The sequence below is a fragment of the Arthrobacter sp. SLBN-112 genome (genome assembly GCF_006715225.1).
Taxonomy (GTDB): domain Bacteria; phylum Actinomycetota; class Actinomycetes; order Actinomycetales; family Micrococcaceae; genus Arthrobacter.
On record NZ_VFMU01000001.1, the window covers coordinates 3,763,565 to 3,782,571 of the forward strand.

Consider the following 19,007-nt stretch of genomic DNA (forward strand, 5'->3'; position numbering starts at 1 on the left):
CCTGATTGGGGAACTGACACCATGAGCGGCAGGCACACCGGACAGCAGCACGCCCATACCGTTGAAGGGACCGATCCCCAGCTGTTCGTGGCAGTCCATGACCCCGCAACCGATGCCGGCCTGCGGCCTGTCCTGCTGCTGCACGGCTTTTCCTCCTCGTCCAAGCTCAACTGGGAGGACACCGGCTGGGTGTCGGCCCTGCTTGACGCCGGCCGCCGGATCATCACCGTGGACCTTCCCGGCCATGGCCGCAGCGGTGCGCCGGAGGACCGCGACTCCTATTCCCCCAGCAGGATCAGGGCGGACCTGCTCCAGGCAGCGTTCGACGCCGGCGTACGCCCCCTGCAGGAAGGCGATCCTTCCAGCGGGCTGGACGTGGTGGGCTACTCGCTGGGATCGCGGCTCGCCTGGGAGTTCGCCGCAACCCAGCCCGAACTGGTGCACCGGCTGGTGCTTGGCGGGCCCAACGATTCCGATCCTTTGGCCGCGTTCGACCTCCGGGCTGCCCAGGATTACCTGGCGGACGGCACGCCGATCCAGGACGAATCGACCGCCCAGCTCCTGAAGATGGCATTGCTGCTGCCGAGCAACAACATTTTCGCGCTGCTGTCCCTGGTGGAAGCCATCAAGGCAGAGCCCTACGACCCCGCTGAAGCAGTCCCGCACGTTCCCATGCTGCTGGTAGCCGGGGACAAGGACGAGCGCGCCGGCATCCTGCCCAAGCTCGCCGAACTGGCCCGGGGCGCCGGTTCCATGTCCGAACAGCTGGTCCTCCCGGGCCGGAACCACACCAACGCCATCACCAGCAGGGCCTTCAAACAGGCCGCCATCTCATTCCTGGCCGTTTAGGCGCCGGTCCGGCCAGGCATCATCCGTCCAGCCTGGGCCGGTTCAGGCCCCCCTCCGGGCGCCATCCGTCGGGGGCTCCGCAAAAAACGCCGGCCGCTGCCGCCAACGGGCGGGGCAGCCGGCAGTACGCTGGGGGCAGTCAGGCCACAGTTGCCGGGAGGGGTACATGGGGACGCGCTTCGAAGACCGCACCGACGCCGGCCAACACCTGGCGGCTGCGCTTGGCCGCTTCCGGGAACGTCCGGACACCGTGGTCCTGGGCCTGGCACGCGGGGGCATCCCCGTCGCCGCGGCGGCAGCCAAAGTCCTCCACCTGCCCCTGGGCACCGTCCTGGTGCGGAAGCTGGGGATCCCGGGGCACGACGAAACTGCCTACGGAGCGCTGGCCTGGGCGCACGGGCGGACCGTCCGCTTGCTCAACAAGCCCCTGCTGGAGCGCGTCCTTGAACACGGCGTGCAGCAGGAATTACTGGACGATGTTGAGAAGCGCGAACGGGAGGAACTGCTCCGCCGGGTGGAGCTGTACCCGGGAAGCAACACCGACGTGGCGGGCAGGACGGTTCTCTTGGTGGATGACGGACTGGCCACGGGAGCCACGATGCGTGCCGCCGTCGAGGCCGTGCGGGAAGGCGGCGCGGCTGCCGTGGTGGCGGCAGCGCCCGTCGGATCGATCGACGCCGAAGCCTCGCTGGAGCGGGTGTGCGATGCCGTGGTGTGCCTGCACCTGCCTGGCAAGTTCCGGGCCGTGGGGAGCTACTACCGGCATTTCGGGCAACTGGGCGACGACGACGCGGTCAGGCTGCTGGCGCGCTAAGGGATCCGTCAACAACGGCAGGCCCGGACCTTGCGGTCCGGGCCTGCTGTGCTTGCGTCCTGCGGGCTGATGGTCAGTGGTTGCTGCTGACTCCGAGCGGGCGGCCCTTGGTTTCCTTGGCCAGGACAACGCCCACCGCCGAAATCACGCAGAGGACCATGATGTAGATGCCGATGGAACCGGTCCACTTGGTCGACTGCAGCAGGGTCTCAGCAATGGTGGCGGCGAAGGCCCCGCCCAGGATGGCACCAAAGGCGTATCCGATGGAGATGCCCGAGTAGCGGACTTCTGCAGGGAACATTTCGGCATACATGGCGGACATGGGTCCGTAGGACAGGCCCAGGCCAATGGTCAGGACGAACAGTGCAACACCGTAAAGCAGGATGTTCTTGGTGTCGATGAGCGCGAACATCGGAATCATCCAGGCGAAGACGATGGCGTAGCCGGTCAGGAAGGTCTTCACGCGCCCGATCCGGTCCGAGAGCCAGCCACCCACCAGGGTGAAGATCAGCCAGCCAAAGGACGCCAGCGTGGTGGCCAGGAGGATCTGGGGGGTGGGCATCTTTAGGGTCTTGGTCGCGTAGGAGATGAAGAATGCGATCAGCAGGTAGCCTGCGGCATTGTTGCCGATGAAGATCATGGTGGAGTACAGGACGGGCAGCTTGTGGTTCCGGATCAGCTCGCCCAGCGGCGCCTTGCTTTCCTTCTTCCGCAGGGCCATCTCCTGGAAGACCGGGCTCTCGGCCACTGCGCGGCGGATCAGGTAGCCCACCACGATCAGGACGATGGACAGCAGGAACGGCACCCGCCAGCCCCAGGCGGCGAAGTCTTCCTTGGACATGCTGGTATTCAGGAAGAACAGCAGCCCGGTGGCCAGGATCATGCCCACGGGTACGCCGATCTGCGGGTAGGCACCGAACAGGCCACGGCGGCCGATCGGCGCATGCTCCACGGCCATCAGGGCGGCACCGCCCCATTCACCGCCGGCTGAGAAGCCCTGGATGACGCGCAGCAGGATCAGGAGCACGGGAGCCCACGCGCCGATCTGCGCATACGTGGGGAGCATGCCGATCAGGGCTGTCGCGGCGCCCATCATGACCAGGGTGAAGACCAGCATCGCCTTCCGTCCCAGGCGGTCGCCCAGATGGCCGGCGATGACGGCGCCAAGGGGGCGGAACAGGAAGCTGATGCCGATGAGGGCAAAGGAGAGGATCTGCGCCAGGCCCGGGTTGGAATCGTTCAGCGGCGCCAGGAACAGCGGTGACAACAGCGTTGCGGTCAGCTGGGCAAAGATGAAGAAGTCGTACCACTCGATGGTGGTTCCGACGAGGGTGCCGGCGAGGACCTTGCGTTCCTCCCGCCGGCTGCTGGGACCGGCGGGGGTATCCACCTTGGAAGGTGTGGTCATTGAAACTCCATTGTTCATTGGGCAGCAGTGCCGCCCGGACGCCTTCAGAATTACCGACAGAACGGTCAGTTAGTTAGTAGAGTACTACGGATTTGTGATGCGGGACACGGGGTGGGGAAATTTCTACCCGGTATTTCAGAAGAACTAGATGTTCTATATTCGAACGCTCAGTTCGTATAGAGGACAATACCTCGCACTAGCTGATGAGACAAGAGTCACGGCATGCTGTGCGTTGCCACCTAGGATGGATTTCATGACACCTCCAGCAGCCGCAGCCCGGACGGTGGCGCCGCAGGCTTCGCCGTCCCAGACCCTTTCGCGCGGCATCCGCGCCCTTGAGATCCTGGCCGCTGCCCCGGGTCCGCTGACCATCGCTGAACTGGCCGACGCGATGGGCGTCCACCGGTCGGTGGCCTACCGGATCCTGCGTACCCTGGAAGACCATTCCCTCCTGGTGCGTGATGACGCCGGACGCGTCCAGCCCGGCCCCGGCCTGGCAGTCCTGGCACGCGGCGTGTCACGCAACCTGCAGAGCGCCGCCCTGCCGGAGCTCACCCAGCTGGCAAACTCGTTGGACATGACGGCGTTCGTGGCGGTGTGGGACCACCATGACTGCATTACCCTGGTCACGGTTGAGCCCCGGCATTCGGGGGCCACCGTGGCCCAGCACCCAGGTACGCGGCACCCCATTAACGCCGGCGCGCCCGGCATCGCCATCCAGTCCGCCCTTTCCGAGGCGGAGTGGGACCGGTTGGAAACGGGCATCCCATACCGGCCGGAGGCGGCGGAAGCGCGGCGGAAGGGCTACTCGGCCAGCCACGATGAGGTCATCGCCGGGGTCTCCTCACTGGCAGCCCCTGTCCGGGTGCCTGGTGGGCGTCCGGCAGCACTCGCCGTCGTCTATATCCGTTCCGCCCATGATCCCGAAGCGGTGGGGGCGGCCATCGCCGAAAGCGCGGCCAGGATAGAGCGGCAACTGGCCTGACAGCGAAGGAGGCCGGCGGGCCGGGGAGGTGGCCTGTCAGCCCCGCCGGTGGATGATGACGGCGGCTCCCGCACCAAGCAGCGCCAGCGCCGCCGCAGCGCAGACCGGGACAAGGAACGCGGCCGAGGACCCGTGATGCTGGGCCAGCTGTCCGCCGACAGAGGAACCGATGGCCGTTCCGGCGACAATGCCGCTGGCCAGTCCGGTCATGACCGTGCCAAGCCGGCCGGCCGGAGCCAGCTTTCCGCCCACCGCGAAGACGGTGACCATGACCGGACCCACCGGTAGCCCGAGAGCCAGCAGGACCGCCGCCATCGAGGGCAGTGATGCCGGCAGCAGCAGCAGGACCGCAAGCCCCGCCATCAGGACCGCGCAAAGCACCCAGCGCAGTGCCAGGCCGGCACGCCGCGGCCAGTAGGCAACCGAGAGCGCCGCCGCTGCGGAACTGAGGCCCATGACGGCATACAGCAGGCCGGCTATTTCGGCGCCGGCGAGCCGGGCGGAGAAGGCGCTGAGGGCGGCCTGGGTGGAACCAAAGAAAGTCCCCATGCAGACCATGGCAACAACAGGCAGGGCCACTGCCCAGGGCAGCTTGGCGGCAGGTGCAGCACCCTTGCCCTTCCTGCCGCCCCGGCGCCGAGTGGCAGGCACGGCGTGATGCGTGGGGTGGATTGCGAAGGCAGGGACAAGCGTAATGGTCATGGCCGCCGCCAATGCCAGCGGAAGCCAGGGCGCCACGAGGCTGGCCAGGATGCCCACCAGGGCCGGTCCAAGGACAAATGTCACTTCGTCGGCCGTGCTCTCGTAGGAAAGGGCGGTATCCAAGTCACGGGCAGCGCCGGCAGGCGGTGCCGAGGGGCCTGTGGTGTCCGTTGTCAACGCCATCCATCTGACCCGGGCCAGGGGGCCCACTTGGGGGCAGGTGGCTCCGGCAGCAAAGGCAGCCGCCAGGACGGCCGGCGGGAAATCCCCCGCCCCGGTGGCGTTTGCGGCGAGGACCAGGGCCAGTACTGCCACGGTGTTGAGCACCGCCGACAGCAGCAGGACGGGGCGCTGCCCCCGCCTGTCTGCCAGGGATCCAAGCACCGGAGCTCCCAGTGCAGAGCCAATGCCCACGGCTCCCGCTGCAGCGCCACCGGCGGCAAACGAGCCGCTCACCGAGGTGACCAGGGTAAGGGTGCCCATGGCCAGCATGGCCAGGGGAAGCCGCGCAAAGAGTCCAAGCGGGATGAAGCTTCTGCCGGCAAGCTGCGGCAGCCGGGAGAACCGTCCCCTTGCTGCCCGTTCCGCCGGGGCCGGGCCAGCGCCTTCCCGCCCTGTGACGGCGGGGGAAGGAGTGTTGCGGGTGGTTGAAGGAGTAGTTTGAGGTGTCAATTCCGGGCTCGTTCAGTAGGTGCGCATCGTCCCTCCTCCCGATGCGCGCAACCCGGTAACGGGCTCCATTATATCGGCCGGGTCAGAGGAGGGCGTCCAGGCTTTCGGAGATCCGCAGCGTGGAGCCGTTCCGGCTCTTGAGCACCTGCAACTGGGTACCGATGCGCTGTTTCATCTCCGCAACATGGCTGACCAGACCCACCACCCTGCCGCCGTCGCGGAGCCCTTCAATGGCATCCATGACCTGCTCCAGGGATTGTTCGTCCAGGCTTCCGAAGCCCTCATCCACGAACAGGGTCTCGATTTCCACCCCTCCGGCCTCCTGCTGGACCACGTCCGCGAGCCCCAAGGCCAACGAGAGCGATGCCATGAAGGACTCACCCCCGGACAGGGTGGCGGTGTCCCGCCGGAATCCCGTCCACTGGTCCACCACTTCAAGGCCCAGCCCCGACTTGGCGCCGCGGGCCGCCTTGGCGTCGGTGTGCTGAAGCAGGTAGCGGCCGTCACTCATGGCCACCAGGCGCTCCGACGCGGCGAGGGCCACCTGTTCCAGCCGGGCGGCCAGGACATAGCTGTTCAGGCTCATCCGGTACGTGTTTTCGCCCCGGCCGGCCGCCGCGTCAGCCAATCCGGCCAGCATTTGTGCCCGCTCTGCCGGCTCCCGGGACGAACGGACCAGGTCATGGTATTCGGCGGTGATGGATTCCAGGGATTCCAGGCAGTGTGTTGCGAGGCCGGCGGCCAGGTCCGCTTCCCGCGCGGCGTTCTGGGCAGCAGCGGCCTCAAGGCGCAGCGCTGCCAGCTGTTCCTCGTCCGCCAGGAAGCCGTCCGCGGCCTCTGCCAGGGCGAGCACGATGTCCTCGGACTCGAACAGTCCGGCCACGCGCGCCGCTTCATCCTGGGCTGCACGGATGGCAGCCTCCAGGGCTGCCGCTTCAGCCGCTCCGAGGAGCTGGCCGCGGACATCGCTGGCCGTGGCAAAGCCCGCAGCCGGCAGTGCCAGCTCCAAATGTTCCTGCACTTCGGCGGACCGAAGGCGCGCCGCATCCAGCCGCACCTGCGCTTCAACGGCCTTGTCCAGGACCGCCACGGCCTCCTCGAGCGCGCGCAGCCGACGGTTCAGGCTGCGGTGGTGGCCCCGCAGGCCGGCGAGCGCCTTGTCCAGCGCTGCGGCCTGTTCCGCCACGTCGGCAAGGGACACGGCGGTCTGCGACAGCTCTGCCTCCGTTTCAGACAGCGTGGCAAGCGCCTGCCCGATGTTGGCGTCCAGCGCTTCCAACCGTTGCCGCCTGTCCTGCAGCTCGTCCGCGGCCTGCTCTGCATCAGCCGCAGCAGCCAGTGCGGCATCGGCACCGGAACGTGCCTCCTCCACCGGAGTGGTCCCGCCCTGGCCGGCAAGGACGGCCACTGCCTGCTCCGCCTCGGCAAGATCAGCGGCAACCAGGGCGTGAGCTGCCTCTGCGGCCTCGTAGGCGCCGTGGGCCTCCTCCTCGGCCTGCGCAAGGCCCCGGCCCGCATTGCCACCGTCTGCAGGACGGGGATGCTTCCCGCTTCCGCAGACGGGACAGGGCTCCCCGCCCACCAGCTTGGCAGCCAACTCCGATGCCGCGTTGGCCAGACGCATCTCCCGCAGGTCCAGCCACTGGCGTTTGGCCTCCAGCAGTATCTCCCGCGAATCGTCGTGGCGGATCCTGGCCAGGTCCCTGCGCCGGACAGCTTTTTCATACCTCCGGACGACGTCCAGCAGCTCGGCAGCCGCTGCAGCTTCCTTCCGGCGCAGGGCCGCCTCGATGGAACGGGATTCCAGCTGGTCCATGCCCTCGGCCAGCGTTGCCCGCTGCTCCTGCAGCTCGTCCGCCCGCCTGCCCAGGGTTCCGATGGCCAGCCGGAGCTCTTCCTCCCGGCCGGCCAGGGTGCGGTGCCGGGCCTGAAGGTCCTGGAGCCTGTCCTCGTCCGGCAGCCGCGCTTCGACGACGGCCAGCAGTGACCGCAGGCGGCTAAGTTCGTCCGCTGCCCCGGAGAGGCTTCCACGGGTGGCCCCCGTTTCCGGGTCTGGTGTATCCGGGCCGGCCGGATCCGGGCCACCTGTTTCCCATCCACGTGTTTCCAGGCGCAGCTGGGCCAGCTCGCCGTCGTCCCCGGCTGCCATGCGGAGCAACGTCATGGCAGATTCGGCAGCGGCAGCCGCGCTGCGGACCTTGGCAGCGGCCGCATCCACGGCCTGCAGTTGCCCCTGGAGGACCTCGGCCTGGCGGTGCCGGGCGAGGCGGCTGGAGAGCTCTTCCTGGCGTGCGGCGCCTTCCTCCACGGCGTTTCGCCGTGCCGTGGCCGCCTGCAGTTTCCGGTGCCGCTCATGCCGCGCGGCTTCCCGGTCCACAGCGCTGCGTCGGTCCTGGCTGACGGCCGCAGCAGCGGCGGCATGCCCGGTGAGTTCCGTCAGCCGGCCGGCAACGGAAGCCTTGAGCCAGTCAAGGCGGGCGGGAATGTCGTCCTCCGGCGGAGCCCCGGCGTCCGGAAGCTGGAGCGGAGCGGCCTCGGTGGCGGCACGCGAGGCGAGAAGGGCGAGCTGCCCGGAGAGCGTGGCCACGTCCTCCCGGGCAGCGGCGGCCTGCCGCGACAATTCCTGCTCCACCGCTTCGAAGCGCTGGGTGCCAAAAAGCTTCTGCAGCAGGTCCAGGCGGTCGGCAGCCTTGGAGCGGAGGAAGGCCGCGAAATCACCCTGCGGCAGCATTACCACCCGGGTGAACTGCTCGCGGTCCATGCCCAGCAGGGCCGTGATTTCCGCGCCCGCTTCGTCGTTGCGGGCCGACTTTTCCACCCAATCGCCGTCCACGCGCTCACGGAGCAGCGTCTTGGCCTGCTGGACCGTAAAGCCGTTTTTGCCCCGCGCGCTGGGCTTGTCCCACGCCGGGGAGCGGGTCACCTCGAAACGGCGGCCCTGGGACGAGAATTCGCACGTCACGGCAGGTTCCTGCGCAGGTTCCGCGTGGTCGCTGCGCAACCGCTTGCCGTCCTGGCGGGCTCCGGGGACGGAACCGTACAGGGCAAAGCAGATGGCATCCAGCACGCTGGTCTTACCGGCACCGGTGGGCCCGTTTAGCAGGAACAGGCCGTGGGCGCCGAGGCGGTCAAAGTCGATGTTCTCGGTCCCGGCGAAGGGACCGAAGCCGCAAATGCGCAGGTGGTGGATCCTCACCGTGACGCCTCCAGCAGCCTGACGTTCTCCAACGCGCCGGCGAGCGCGTTCTTTTCTGCCCGGTCCGCGCTGCGTCCCCGCACGTGTTCCAGGAATCCGCAGCACAGGGCGAGGTCGTCCGGCGCGCCGGCAAGCCTGCTGCTGTAGCTGGTCCGGGACGTGGCAGCCGCACCCTGCGGGTCGAAAGCCAGGACCAGGGTGTCCGGAAACCTGGCGCGGAGCCGTTCCATGGCACGGGCGGGACGCTGGGGATCGGTCAATGTGATTTGGCAATAGGCAGTTTCAGCCCATGCGTGGCCGGGGTCCGCCAGGAGGTCCTCCAGGGTTCCGCGCAGCACTGCCAGGGGACGCGGGGCCTCCCACAGGACCTCCGTAACGGACGTGACACCCTCCGGACCAATATCCACCAGCCAGGCACCCTTTTGGTGGGTGGCCTCAGAGAAGGAATAGGCCAAAGGTGAACCGGAATACCGGACGGAACCGGACAGCTGCTGCCGCCCGTGCAGGTGGCCCAGTGCGGTGTAGCTGAAACCATCGAACAGGTCCAGCGGCACCGCGCCCACGCCGCCGATACTGAGGTCCCGTTCGCTGTCCGAACTGATGCCGCCGCTGGCGAAGGTGTGGGCCAGGACCACCGAGTGGATGGTGGCGGAAGCCGCGCGCCAGGCAATGTCCTCGCGGATCAGGCCGGTGGCTGCCCGGGTGACCTCGAAGTGGCTCGCCGTTTCAGCACCCAACTGTTCGGCAACCAGCCTGGGCTCAAGCCAGGGGATGCCGTAAAGCGCCAGGACGGCTTCCTTTCCCGCATCATCCGTGCCCAGCGGCAGGAGCAGCGGGGCGGCGAGGTCCTCCACCCTGGTGCGCAGGTGCACTCCACCGCGTTCGAGCAGGCGGGAGGCGAAACCCAGGCGGATGGCGGAGTCATGGTTCCCGCTGGTGAGCACCACTTTGGCGCCCGCGGAAGTCAGGCGGACCAGTGCGTCGTCGAGCAGGTGGACCACGTCCACGCCCGGCAGCGCCCGGTCATAGACGTCGCCGGCGATCAGGACAACGTCCACGCCGTCCCGCTGGACCGCAGCGACCAGTTGGTCAACGAAAGCGCGCTGGGCGTCCAGCATGCCAACGCCGTGGAAGGAACGGCCCAGGTGCCAGTCCGAGGTGTGAAGTAACCGCATATCCCTAAGCTATCGGCAACCACTGACACTCAAAGAAACCGCCGCGGCCGGCGCCGGTCAGGACCGTTTGCCTTCGAAGAATTCCTGGGCTTCACTCGCGCCGCCTGCCTTTTCCCGGCCGACGGCCGCTGCGGGAACGACACCGTCCGCTCCGTCACTTTCCAGGCCCCCGTTATCGGCGTCGTCGTCAACCTCGCCGTCGGATGCGTCGATGTCCCCGCCATCCCTAACGGGAGCAGCGGACACATCAAGGCCGGTGATGCGGAACACCAGCCCGGCGATGGCGGCGCCGGCCAGCGGCGCGACCAGGAATACCCACAGCTGCTCCACGGCCCAGCCGGAACTGAAGAGTGCGGACGCGAGCGCGCGGGCCGGGTTGTAGGGCAGGTTCCCCACCGACTGGCCCAGCTGCAGCAGGGCCGCGAAGGAAAGGCCGACGGCAACCGGCGCTGCGGTGCGGCTGCCGCCGGGGCGGCCGGCGCCAAGGAAGACAGCCACGATGATCGCGGCCCCCAGCAGTTCCAGGAGCACGGCTGCGGCGAGCGGCGCCTGGATGATGGAGTGTTGGCCGAAACCGGCGGTCACGGTATCGAAGGCGGTGCGGCTGTCGGCAATCCCGGGCAGGGTGCGCAGGATCCCGAACAGGGCAAGCGCGCCCACCAGGGCTCCCACTATCTGCGCGGCGGCGTATGCTGCGGCGGCGCCGGCCCGGATGCGTCCGGCCAGGAGGTGCCCCAGGGTGATGGCCGGATTGAAATGGCCGCCGGAGATGTGTCCGAACGCGAGCATTGCCGCGGTGATGGCCAGTCCGGCAGCAAGGGCGGCCGGCACAGGGCTGGACTGCGGAATGCTGAAGAGCGGCACGCCCAGCCCGGCCACGGCCAGGAACAGACTGCCGAAGGCCTCGGCCGCCAGGCGGGGCAGCAGGGCTGTCCGCTCGGCCGCCATGGCGGGATGCAGTGCCTCGCTGGCGGGGACGGGGGTGCTCATGATGGGACCTTCGCTTCCTTTGGCCTGGTGCTTGCGTTGCCTGGTGTCCGGATGCTGCTGGTTCCGGTGCTTCCACCGGCCGGCAGGTGCGCGCGGGGCAACCCGTGAAGTATTCCAGCCCAGGCTGTGCGTTTGCTGGACGGCCGCTGTCCGCGGCGCCTTGCCAGGGAGGGAAGGGACGCCTCGAGGGGCCGCACCGGAACCGGTATCGGGACGGTAAATTTGCTGCATGAGCACAGATCACGGCATTCCCGCGCCCACCCTCAAGTCCCGGATCCATGGCGCCCTGGTGGGCGGGGCGCTCGGCGACGCGCTGGGCTACGCCGTGGAGGCTGATTCCATCGAAGCAATCCGGCAGCGGTTCGGAGCGGAGGGCCTGACCGGGTTTGACGCCCTGTCCGGCCCCTGGCCCTTTTCCGACGACACACAGCTGACCCTGTACACCGTGGACGGACTCGTGGAGGCGTTGGAGTGGGCCAACTCGGGGGTGGGTGCGGACGTGAACGCCTGCCTCTGGCTGGCGTACCTGCGCTGGCTGGCCACCCAGGGCAAGGACGCCGGTCCGGCAGCGCCGGCACCCCAGCCCCGCTGGATCGACGGCAACGAGGTGCTCCGGCAGCGCCGGCATCCGGACCAGGACTGCATCACAGGCCTGGCCACCGGCGAGATGGGTACGTCCATCCGGCCCGTCAACCCCGAAGCGAAAGGCGCCGGCACAGTGATGCGCTCGGCGCCGTTCGGGCTGGTTCCGCACATTGCGCCCGACGCCGTCTACAAGTTGAGTGCCGACGCCGCCTCCCTCACGCACGGACATCCTTCCGCCCGCCAGGGTGCCGGCATCTTCAGCCTCCTGATCCACAAGCTGGTGTCGGGTGAGGCGCTCCGGGATGCCGCTGCCGCAGTCACCGCGCACGCAGCCACCCTCCCGGATGTGGCACCGGAACTCCCTGACCGGCTCGAGGCCGCCCTCCGCCTCGCCGACAAAGCCATTGTTGCCCCGGAGGAACTTGTCCAGGTGCTCGGCGAAGGCTGGACGGGCGGGGAGGCCCTCGCCGTCGCGCTTTATGCAGTCCTTGCCACGTTGCCGGCTGACGGCGCAGAGGCGCAGCCGGCCCGGCATTTCCGGGCCGCTGTGGCGCTGGCTGTGAACCACGGCGGCCCCAGCGACACCACCGGTTCGCTGGCGGGAAACATCCTGGGAGCCCTGTACGGGGAGGACTGCCTGCCGGCGCAGTGGCTCGGGGCCCTGGAGGCACCGGAGGTGGTCCGCGGAATGGCCGACCAGTTGGTGAAGGTTACGACCGGCGAAGGCTGATGTTGTTGCAGGCCTCGCAGACGTCCTCAGGGATCAGTCCGCGGCGCTGCAGGAAGCCGAAAATGGTGCACCCCAGGCAGAATCCGGCGAACGCCTCCAGCGACGCCGCGACCACCAGGATCCCCAGGAGCGCCCAGGCTGCGGGGGCTGCGCCTGCGGCGAACAGCAGCAGGGCGGCGGTGGATACGGCAGCGCCGATCCCCTGGGCAAAGCGCTTGGGCGGCCCGGGCACCAGCTTTACCTTTCCCAGCGCCGGGGTGATGACCTTGACCGAGAGCAACGCCAGGGGTGAAATCCTGGGACCAAAGAGCAGCCGCAGCCAGAACCCGATGCTGATGGCCAGCAGCCCGAGCCCGGAACCTGTCACGGCGGTGACGGCGGCGAGCAGCACCACCAGGGCGGCCGTGACACGGGCGGCATACTCGTTCACGGGATTGGGGAAAGTAAAGAGGGAGGCCATGACGAAAGGGTAGGAGCCTGCCGCAGCGCGGCCAAGCTGTGTTGCGCCGCATGACAGTGCGCCACTCCAGTACCGGCCGGATCAGGCGCTGACGGCCGCCGCGCCGTCCCACGCTTGCCCTGCACCGGCGTGCGCGGCCTGCGGGACGTCCCCGCCTCCCACCATCTGCAGGAACTCACCCTCGGACAGCACTTCGATGGCCTGTCCCCGCTCATGGAGCTCCAGGACGCGGCGCGCCTTGCCGGTGAGCCTGCCGGAACGCAGGTCCGAGGCTACGAACCCGTCCCCCACCACCAGGACCGTGGTACGTCCGGTGACCCGGCTCTCCGTCCGGGCCCCGCACCTTGCCGAGCGGAGCTTGGCTTCCGGGCGGCCGATGGAGAGCTGCCCGGTGAATACCACCGTCTGCGCGTACAGGGGATGGCCGGGCTCGGCGTCCAGGTTCGGTTCCGGATTCGGCCCTTCCTCGGGCCAGCCGGACTGGAACCGCTGCACCAGTGCCGCACCGTTGCCGGAAGCACCCGCCATGGCCGCCAGGCTTGCCTTTGACAGCTCGCCGGAGGCGGGATCGAAGGCCTGCTGGTGGGGCATGGCCAGCCCCAGGGAGAGGAAGAGTTCGGCGATGCTGTTGGCGCCGTTGCGCACGGCGATGTCGATGAGGATCCCGGCGCAGGCCCGGGCATCCTCGGCAGCGTCGTGGTGGTTGACCAGCGGCACGCCCGCTTCCTCGGCGGCGAAGGGAAGGGAATTGGAGACGAGCGAGTAGCAGCGCCGCGACAGCATGACGGTGCAGACATAGTCATAGGCGGGACCGGGCAGGCCTGACACCTCCAGCGCAGACCGGATCACGCCCAGGTCAAAGGCGGCGTTGTGCGCTGCCAGCACGTCATCACCGATGAAGGCGCCAATTTCCGGGAACAGCTCGCCGAAGCGGGGGGTTCCGGCAACGTCCGCGGGGGTGATGCCGTGGATCCGGACGTTGTGGTGGTCGAAATGGTCATAACCGGCCGGCGGGCGCATCAGCCAGGAGGCTTCTGCGACGATCCTGCCGCCCCGCACCTTGGTCAGTCCCACGGAGCACGGGGAGCCGCGGAAGCCGTTGGCCGTTTCGAAGTCGATCGCCGTAAAGTCCAAACCCACGGCCCCTACCTTACCGCCGCAATCGTCCCAGCCGGGAAGGCACAGGCCCGTCAAGTACCCTTGAGGGGTGAACTTTCCTGTGATGAACGACCTCGCTGTGTCCATGCTGGGCGGTGCGGGACCGGTGCAGCCGAAAATGGCTTCCTTCCTGCCCGATTGGCTGAACCCCCAGGTCTTCCTGGCCGATCCCGCGCTCGCTCCCTGGGTGGTCCTGCTGGTGTGCGGCATCGTCTTCGCCGAAACCGGGTTGCTGGTGGGCTTCTTCCTCCCCGGGGACTCTATGCTGTTCACCGCGGGCCTGCTGGTGGCCACGGACACCATCAAATTCAACATCTGGCTTTTGGCCCTGCTGATCGTGGTTTCGGCGATCATCGGCAACCAGACCGGCTACCTCATTGGTTCCAAGGCCGGCCCCGCCATCTTCAACAAGCCAAACTCCCGGCTCTTCAAGCGCGAAAACGTCGAAAATGCGCATGCCTTCTTTGAAAAGCACGGCGGCAAGGCCCTGATCCTGGCCCGTTTCGTGCCCATCATCCGCACCTTTGTCCCCGTCATCGTTGGCGTCGCGCAGATGAGCAGGAAGAAGTTCTTCATCTACAACGTCATCGGCGCGGTGCTGTGGGGCGGCGGCGTGACGCTGCTCGGCTACCTGCTGGGCGACAAGGTTCCGTGGGTCCGGGACAACCTGGACATCATCTTCATCGCCATCGTGCTTGTCTCGGTGATTCCCATCGGCATCGAGGTCCTGCGCGGCCTGTCCGCCAAGCGCCAGGCGCAGGCCTACGGCACCGATCCCGTCGATGAGTTCATCGAAGAGCACGAGCCGGAAGAGGAACAGAAGACCCCCCGCAACATCCGCGGCGGCCGCCCGGAGTAGCAGCCGTCCCGCCTCCACATTGCGAAAGAAGGTGCCCACCCCGCCGGGGTGGGCACCTTCTTTTCGCTGGTTGCCTTGCCGGCGGGCTCCTAGCCGTCTGCCTCCAGGGCTGCCACAATCGACGGCAGCAGTGCCCGGAAGGCCTTGCCGCGGTGGCTGATGGCATTCTTTTCCTCGGCGGAGAGTTCGGCGCAGCTCCGGTCCTCACCGGCCGGCTGCAGCACGGGATCATAACCAAACCCGCCTGTCCCCCGGGGTTCACGCAGGAGGATGCCCTCCAGCTGCCCGTACTCCACCACTTCGAGTCCCGGGCTTTCCGCGCCGGCCGGCATGGCCAGTGCGGCAGCGCAGACAAACGCGGCGCCGCGGTGCTCGTCCGGTACGTCGGAGAGCTGGTTCAGCAGCAGGTCCAGGTTGGCGGCGTCGTCGCCGTGGCGTCCTGCCCAGCGGGCGGAGAAGATCCCCGGGGCCCCGCCCATGACGTCCACGGCCAGCCCGGAATCGTCGGCGATGGCCACCAGTCCGGTGGCGCCGGCCACGGCGCGTGCCTTCAGCAGCGAGTTCTCGGCGAACGTCACGCCGGTTTCGGCGACGTCCGGCGCACCTGCCGCCGCGGCGTCCACCACCTGGGTGTCGACGTCGAGCCCTGGTACCTGCCCGCGCAGCAGCTCACGGAGTTCGCGGAGTTTGCCTTTGTTGTGCGTGGCGAGAACCAGCCGTGGAGCGGTGCCCGCAGGGGTTCCGCTCACAGGGATTCCGCGAGGGTTTCACGCTGGATGGCAGCGAGCTGGGCCGTGCCCAGCAGGGCCAGGTCGAGGAGCTGATCCAGTTCCGCCCGGTCGAAGGGAGCGCCCTCCGCGGTGCCCTGCACCTCCACGAACTTGCCGGAGCCGGTAACCACCACGTTCATGTCGGTCTCGGCCCGGACGTCCTCCACGTAGGGCAGGTCCAGCATGGGAACGCCGTCGATGATCCCCACCGACACGGCGGCAATGGTGTCCACCAGCGGCTCGGCGGTGCGGGCAATCAGCTTGTTGTCCCGGGCAAACCGGATCGCGTCGGCGAGTGCCACGTAGGCTCCGGTGATGGCTGCGGTGCGGGTGCCGCCGTCGGCCTGGAGGACGTCGCAGTCCAGGACGATGGTGTTCTCCCCCAGGGCCTTGGTGTCGATGATGGAGCGCAGCGAACGACCGATCAGGCGCGAAATCTCGTGGGTGCGGCCGCCGATCTTTCCCTTGACGGATTCGCGGTCGGACCTGGTGTTGGTGGCGCGCGGCAGCATGGCGTACTCCGCCGTGACCCAGCCGCGGCCCTCGCCCTTGAGCCAGCGCGGGACACCGGGGGTCAGCGAGGCCGTGCACAGCACCCTGGTGTTGCCGAACTCGATCAGTGCCGATCCCTCAGCCTGGTTGGACCATCCGCGGGTGATGCTGATGGGCCGGAGCTGGTCGGGGGCACGGCCGTCGGCACGCACAATGGGCACTGCAGTTGCTTCAGATGTCATGCCCCCAGCTTATCGAGTGCCGCGCAGCTAGATGGTGTAGTGCACGCCCGCCACTGCAACGGCCACGTCGCCTGGGAACACGGGACGGGCTTCGGCCATGACGGTGGTTTGTGAGGTCCATACCGGGATATGCGTCAGCAGGAGCCGCCGTGCACCGGCCGCCGCTGCAGCCTCCCCCGCCCGTTTGCCGGTCAGGTGGACATCCTTGATGTCGGCGTCACGGCCCTCTTCGAAGGCTGCCTCGCACAGGAACAGGTCTGCGTCCTTGGCGGCTTCCTCAAGCCCGGCGCACGAGTCGGTGTCGCCGGAGTAGGTCAGGACCCGGGACACCGGGGTGCCGTCCTTACCGGGCTCCACCACCTCCACCCGCAGGGCGTAGGCCTCCTCGATGGGATGGTTGACGGCGAAGGGGGTCACGGTGAAGGGCCCCACGGTCACGGGTTCGCGTTCGGTCCAGTTGGTGAAGTCGAATTCCTCGTGCATGCCGGGGTCCAGGTCCAGCCCGTAAGCCGTTGCCATCCTGTCCGCTGTGGCGGCGGGGCCCCACACGGGAATCCGGCCGCGGTCCCAGCCGCCGGGCTTCCAGCGGATGGCCACGTGCAGCCCGCACAGGTCCATGCAGTGGTCCGGGTGCAGGTGCGTGAGGAAGATCGCGTCAATGTCTTCAAGATCCGTGTAGCGCTGGATGGCTCCCAGCGCACCGCTGCCGAGGTCCATCACCACCTTCCACGTCCGTTCACCGTCCGTGGCGGTCAGGAGGTAGCACGACGCCGGGGAGCCGGGCCCGGGGAACGAGCCCGTGCATCCCACAATGGTGAGCTTCACAGGGCGGGCCCTCCGGCTCGGCGGGCACGGGCCAGTCCGCCGCCCACGAAGTTGGAGATCCTGGGGCGGTCCCGCGCGCTCTGCGCCGCGGCGATCATCTCCGGGGTGATCCGCGCCAGGCTGCCCGTGGGGTACTGCGCGGCCACATGGTCCACGTGGCGGACGGACAGCACCTCGGGGCCCAGGAAGCGCCGGGCCAGCGCCTCGAACTGTCCGGCGTCGCCGGTGGCCACGAAGTGGTGCTCGGGCGGGGTTGGGGAAGTTCTCTGCAGGTTGTGGGTGGCCAGGGCCCGGTAGACGTCCTTGGCGGTTTCCTCGGCACTGGAGACCAGCGTGACGTCCGCGCCCATGACGTAGGAGATCACGCCCGTCAGCAGCGGGTAGTGCGTGCAGCCCAGGACCACGGTGTCCACACCGGCGGCCTTCAGGGGCGCAAGGTATTCCTCCGCAACGGCGAGCAGCGCCGGGCCCGTGGTGATTCCGGCCTCAACGTAGCTGACGAACTCAGGGCACGCCACGGAGGTGATCTCCAGGTCAGGCGCGGCGGCGAAGGTGTCCTCGTAGGCGCGGGAACCAACGGTGGCCGACGTGCCGATGACGCCCACCCGCCCGCTGCGCGTGGCGGCAACGGCGCGCCGCACGGCGGGCTGGATGACTTCGATGACCGGGATGCCGTACTTGGCGGTGTAGCGTTCCCGGGCGTCCCGCAGGACAGCGGCCGACGCCGAGTTGCAGGCGATGGTGAGCAGCTTGACGCCGGAGTCCACCAGTTCGTCCATGACGCCCAGGGCGTTGGCCCGCACCTCTGCGATGGGCAGCGGCCCGTAGGGCCCGTGGGCGGTGTCCCCCACGTAGAGGATTGACTCATTGGGCAGCTGGTCGATGATGGAGCGTGCCACGGTGAGCCCGCCGACACCGGAATCGAAGACGCCGATGGGACGGGTTTCCGGGGCAGCGTCCGGAAACCCGCTGTCGGGGTCCGTGTCCTGCGCGTCCGCCGGTGGTTCCAGGCTCGGGGCTGTAGTCATGATTATTCGAGGATAGGTGTTCCCGGAAGCGTCAGCCATCATCTTGTGTCCTGCGACTCATGTCGTCTGCGTCACAGCGGACGGCCTCCCCCTGGCCGCCGTGGCTCACCGGGGGGATTCCATGGACTGCAGCATGGCCTGGACCAGTGACTCCTGAAGCCAGGTAGTGAAGTTGTATACGAGCGCCAGGTAGCTCTCCACGTCCTCGGCCTGGGACCAGTCCTGCATGCGGTGGACGTGCTCGGCATCTGCCTCGTCCCGGATGTCCAGCCGCTCTGCGAGGACCAGCCGGACATCGTTCAGCGCCATGGACCAGTGCTGCGCCCCCTCGGGCGTCAGGACGATCTCGTCCTTGTCCAGGTCCAGGGCCGCGGCGCGCAGGGCCCCGATCTTTGTTTCCCGAAGCGTTCGCTCGGTGAGCTGGCGGAACTCGAGGGACGCGCCGCCGTCGTCCTTCACCACGTTGGGGAGCAGCCGCTTTACCGCACGGTCCGTGGGTTCGGCCACGTCCATGTCCAGGCCGATCAGCGCTGCCAGCGGGTCCTGCCCGGTGCGGTCCTCGGGCTCAAGCATGGAGATGACGTCGTCGATCAGGCTGCGCAGCAGGTCCCGTTCAGCCGGTTCCAGGTAGCCGGTGATGCCTTTGAGCCCGTATTTAAATGCCTTAGCCACGTTTTCCCTTACCCTGGCGCGGACCGCCGGACTTGCCTGATGCGCCGCCGTTGCCGCCGCTGGCCTTTTCCACCGTGGCCCACAGGCCGAACCCGTGCATGGCCACGGCGTGGCGCTCCACCTGCTCCTTGCTGCCCGAGGCGACGATGGAGCGGCCCTTCCGGTGGACCTCCATCATCAATTTGTTCGCTTTCGTCTCGGAGTAGCCAAAGTAGCTTTGGAACACGTAGCTGACGTAGCTCATCAGATTCACGGGATCGTTCCAGATCACCAGGTTCCAGGGGATGTCCGGTGCCGTCAGGGAGTCGGTGGACTCTGCCGTGCCGGTCCGGGTGCCCTCCTGTGTATCAGGGCCGGGCGCAACGCTTATGGTCATCTGTCCATTCTATGGGGAT

At 68.1% G+C, this 19,007-nt stretch carries 18 protein-coding genes; 5 read left to right on the forward strand and 13 right to left on the reverse strand.

The genetic code is table 11. The features are described from left to right. Positions 1–21: 21 nt before the first annotated feature. Positions 22–849 (forward strand): alpha/beta fold hydrolase, encoded by an 828-nt coding sequence (locus FBY33_RS17310; RefSeq protein ID WP_142031593.1) that lies wholly within the window; start codon positions 22–24, stop codon positions 847–849. A 166-nt stretch (positions 850–1,015) separates the two neighbouring features. Continuing rightward, on the forward strand, positions 1,016–1,663 hold the full coding sequence (locus tag FBY33_RS17315) for a phosphoribosyltransferase (protein ID WP_142031594.1): 648 nt from the start codon (positions 1,016–1,018) through the stop codon (positions 1,661–1,663). Between the two features lie 73 nt (positions 1,664–1,736). Here the strand turns inward: FBY33_RS17315 and FBY33_RS17320 are convergent, their stop codons facing one another. Beyond that, positions 1,737–3,071 (reverse strand): MFS transporter, encoded by a 1,335-nt coding sequence (locus FBY33_RS17320; protein WP_142031595.1) that lies wholly within the window; start codon positions 3,069–3,071, stop codon positions 1,737–1,739. A 253-nt stretch (positions 3,072–3,324) separates the two neighbouring features. Here FBY33_RS17320 and FBY33_RS17325 point away from each other — a divergent pair, with 253 nt between their 5' ends. Further along, entirely contained in the window at positions 3,325–4,056 is a 732-nt protein-coding gene (locus tag FBY33_RS17325; protein ID WP_142031596.1) for an IclR family transcriptional regulator, read from the forward strand. A 36-nt stretch (positions 4,057–4,092) separates the two neighbouring features. Here FBY33_RS17325 and FBY33_RS17330 read toward each other — a convergent pair whose 3' ends face one another. The 4 genes from FBY33_RS17330 to FBY33_RS17345 all read right to left on the reverse strand — a co-directional run bounded on the left by FBY33_RS17330 (position 4,093) and on the right by FBY33_RS17345 (position 10,791). After that, entirely contained in the window at positions 4,093–5,430 is a 1,338-nt protein-coding gene (locus tag FBY33_RS17330; RefSeq protein WP_142031597.1) for an MFS transporter, read from the reverse strand. An 82-nt stretch (positions 5,431–5,512) separates the two neighbouring features. Beyond that, on the reverse strand, positions 5,513–8,626 hold the full coding sequence (locus FBY33_RS17335) for an AAA family ATPase (RefSeq protein WP_142031598.1): 3,114 nt from the start codon (positions 8,624–8,626) through the stop codon (positions 5,513–5,515). Next, positions 8,623–9,801 (reverse strand): exonuclease SbcCD subunit D, encoded by a 1,179-nt coding sequence (locus FBY33_RS17340; protein ID WP_142031599.1) that lies wholly within the window; start codon positions 9,799–9,801, stop codon positions 8,623–8,625. Before FBY33_RS17340 ends, FBY33_RS17335 begins: the two co-directional genes overlap by 4 nt. Before the next feature lie 57 nt (positions 9,802–9,858). Beyond that, positions 9,859–10,791, reverse strand: coding sequence for an MIP/aquaporin family protein (locus FBY33_RS17345; RefSeq protein ID WP_142031600.1), 933 nt, complete (start codon positions 10,789–10,791; stop codon positions 9,859–9,861). A gap of 229 nt (positions 10,792–11,020) precedes the next feature. Between FBY33_RS17345 and FBY33_RS17350 the strand changes: the two genes are divergently transcribed. Beyond that, entirely contained in the window at positions 11,021–12,106 is a 1,086-nt protein-coding gene (locus FBY33_RS17350; protein WP_142031601.1) for an ADP-ribosylglycohydrolase family protein, read from the forward strand. Here the strand turns inward: FBY33_RS17350 and FBY33_RS17355 are convergent. After that, positions 12,087–12,566: a DUF4395 domain-containing protein gene (locus FBY33_RS17355; RefSeq protein ID WP_142031602.1), complete on the reverse strand. Its 480-nt coding sequence runs from the start codon at positions 12,564–12,566 to the stop codon at positions 12,087–12,089. The genes FBY33_RS17350 and FBY33_RS17355 overlap by 20 nt on opposite strands. A gap of 81 nt (positions 12,567–12,647) precedes the next feature. After that, positions 12,648–13,706: an exonuclease domain-containing protein gene (locus FBY33_RS17360; RefSeq protein WP_142031603.1), complete on the reverse strand. Its 1,059-nt coding sequence runs from the start codon at positions 13,704–13,706 to the stop codon at positions 12,648–12,650. A gap of 82 nt (positions 13,707–13,788) precedes the next feature. Here FBY33_RS17360 and FBY33_RS17365 point away from each other — a divergent pair, with 82 nt between their 5' ends. After that, on the forward strand, positions 13,789–14,583 hold the full coding sequence (locus FBY33_RS17365; RefSeq protein ID WP_142033006.1) for a VTT domain-containing protein: 795 nt from the start codon (positions 13,789–13,791) through the stop codon (positions 14,581–14,583). Positions 14,584–14,672: 89 nt separating this feature from the next. On the opposite strand, the gene rdgB is transcribed toward FBY33_RS17365, so the two are convergent. From rdgB to clpS, 6 genes are all read right to left on the reverse strand, one after another. After that, positions 14,673–15,332: an RdgB/HAM1 family non-canonical purine NTP pyrophosphatase gene (gene rdgB, locus FBY33_RS17370; RefSeq protein ID WP_142031604.1), complete on the reverse strand. Its 660-nt coding sequence runs from the start codon at positions 15,330–15,332 to the stop codon at positions 14,673–14,675. Then, a complete protein-coding gene (gene rph / locus FBY33_RS17375; protein WP_056335156.1) occupies positions 15,329–16,087 on the reverse strand; it encodes a ribonuclease PH in 759 nt (252 codons plus the stop codon). The genes rdgB and rph overlap by 4 nt, the downstream gene beginning before the upstream one ends. A 27-nt stretch (positions 16,088–16,114) precedes the next feature. Next, positions 16,115–16,912 (reverse strand): MBL fold metallo-hydrolase, encoded by a 798-nt coding sequence (locus FBY33_RS17380; RefSeq protein ID WP_142031605.1) that lies wholly within the window; start codon positions 16,910–16,912, stop codon positions 16,115–16,117. Beyond that, on the reverse strand, positions 16,909–17,979 hold the full coding sequence (murI, locus tag FBY33_RS17385) for a glutamate racemase (RefSeq protein ID WP_142031606.1): 1,071 nt from the start codon (positions 17,977–17,979) through the stop codon (positions 16,909–16,911). Before murI ends, FBY33_RS17380 begins: the two co-directional genes overlap by 4 nt. 66 nt (positions 17,980–18,045) lie before the next feature. After that, positions 18,046–18,612, reverse strand: a complete 567-nt coding sequence (locus tag FBY33_RS17390) for a DUF2017 domain-containing protein (protein ID WP_142031607.1) — start codon at positions 18,610–18,612, stop codon at positions 18,046–18,048. Next, positions 18,605–18,988 carry an ATP-dependent Clp protease adapter ClpS gene (gene clpS, locus FBY33_RS17395; RefSeq protein WP_056335145.1) on the reverse strand — a complete coding sequence of 128 codons (384 nt, stop codon included), beginning with the start codon at positions 18,986–18,988 and terminating at the stop codon, positions 18,605–18,607. Before clpS ends, FBY33_RS17390 begins: the two co-directional genes overlap by 8 nt. Positions 18,989–19,007 lie beyond the last annotated feature (19 nt).

What these genes read in the sequence shown, in the direction of transcription:
- FBY33_RS17340 (WP_142031599.1), bottom strand. Translation starts at nt 9,801, where the DNA reads ATGCGGTTACTTCACACCTCGGACTGGCACCTGGGCCGTTCCTTCCAC.
- rph (WP_056335156.1), bottom strand. Translation starts at nt 16,087, where the DNA reads ATGACATCTGAAGCAACTGCAGTGCCCATTGTGCGTGCCGACGGCCGT.
- FBY33_RS17310 (WP_142031593.1), top strand. Translation starts at nt 22, where the DNA reads ATGAGCGGCAGGCACACCGGACAGCAGCACGCCCATACCGTTGAAGGG.
- FBY33_RS17350 (WP_142031601.1), top strand. Translation starts at nt 11,021, where the DNA reads ATGAGCACAGATCACGGCATTCCCGCGCCCACCCTCAAGTCCCGGATC.
- FBY33_RS17325 (WP_142031596.1), top strand. Translation starts at nt 3,325, where the DNA reads ATGACACCTCCAGCAGCCGCAGCCCGGACGGTGGCGCCGCAGGCTTCG.
- FBY33_RS17320 (WP_142031595.1), bottom strand. Translation starts at nt 3,071, where the DNA reads ATGACCACACCTTCCAAGGTGGATACCCCCGCCGGTCCCAGCAGCCGG.
- murI (WP_142031606.1), bottom strand. Translation starts at nt 17,979, where the DNA reads ATGGCTGACGCTTCCGGGAACACCTATCCTCGAATAATCATGACTACA.
- FBY33_RS17315 (WP_142031594.1), top strand. Translation starts at nt 1,016, where the DNA reads ATGGGGACGCGCTTCGAAGACCGCACCGACGCCGGCCAACACCTGGCG.
- FBY33_RS17355 (WP_142031602.1), bottom strand. Translation starts at nt 12,566, where the DNA reads ATGGCCTCCCTCTTTACTTTCCCCAATCCCGTGAACGAGTATGCCGCC.
- FBY33_RS17365 (WP_142033006.1), top strand. Translation starts at nt 13,789, where the DNA reads ATGAACGACCTCGCTGTGTCCATGCTGGGCGGTGCGGGACCGGTGCAG.
- FBY33_RS17345 (WP_142031600.1), bottom strand. Translation starts at nt 10,791, where the DNA reads ATGAGCACCCCCGTCCCCGCCAGCGAGGCACTGCATCCCGCCATGGCG.
- clpS (WP_056335145.1), bottom strand. Translation starts at nt 18,988, where the DNA reads ATGACCATAAGCGTTGCGCCCGGCCCTGATACACAGGAGGGCACCCGG.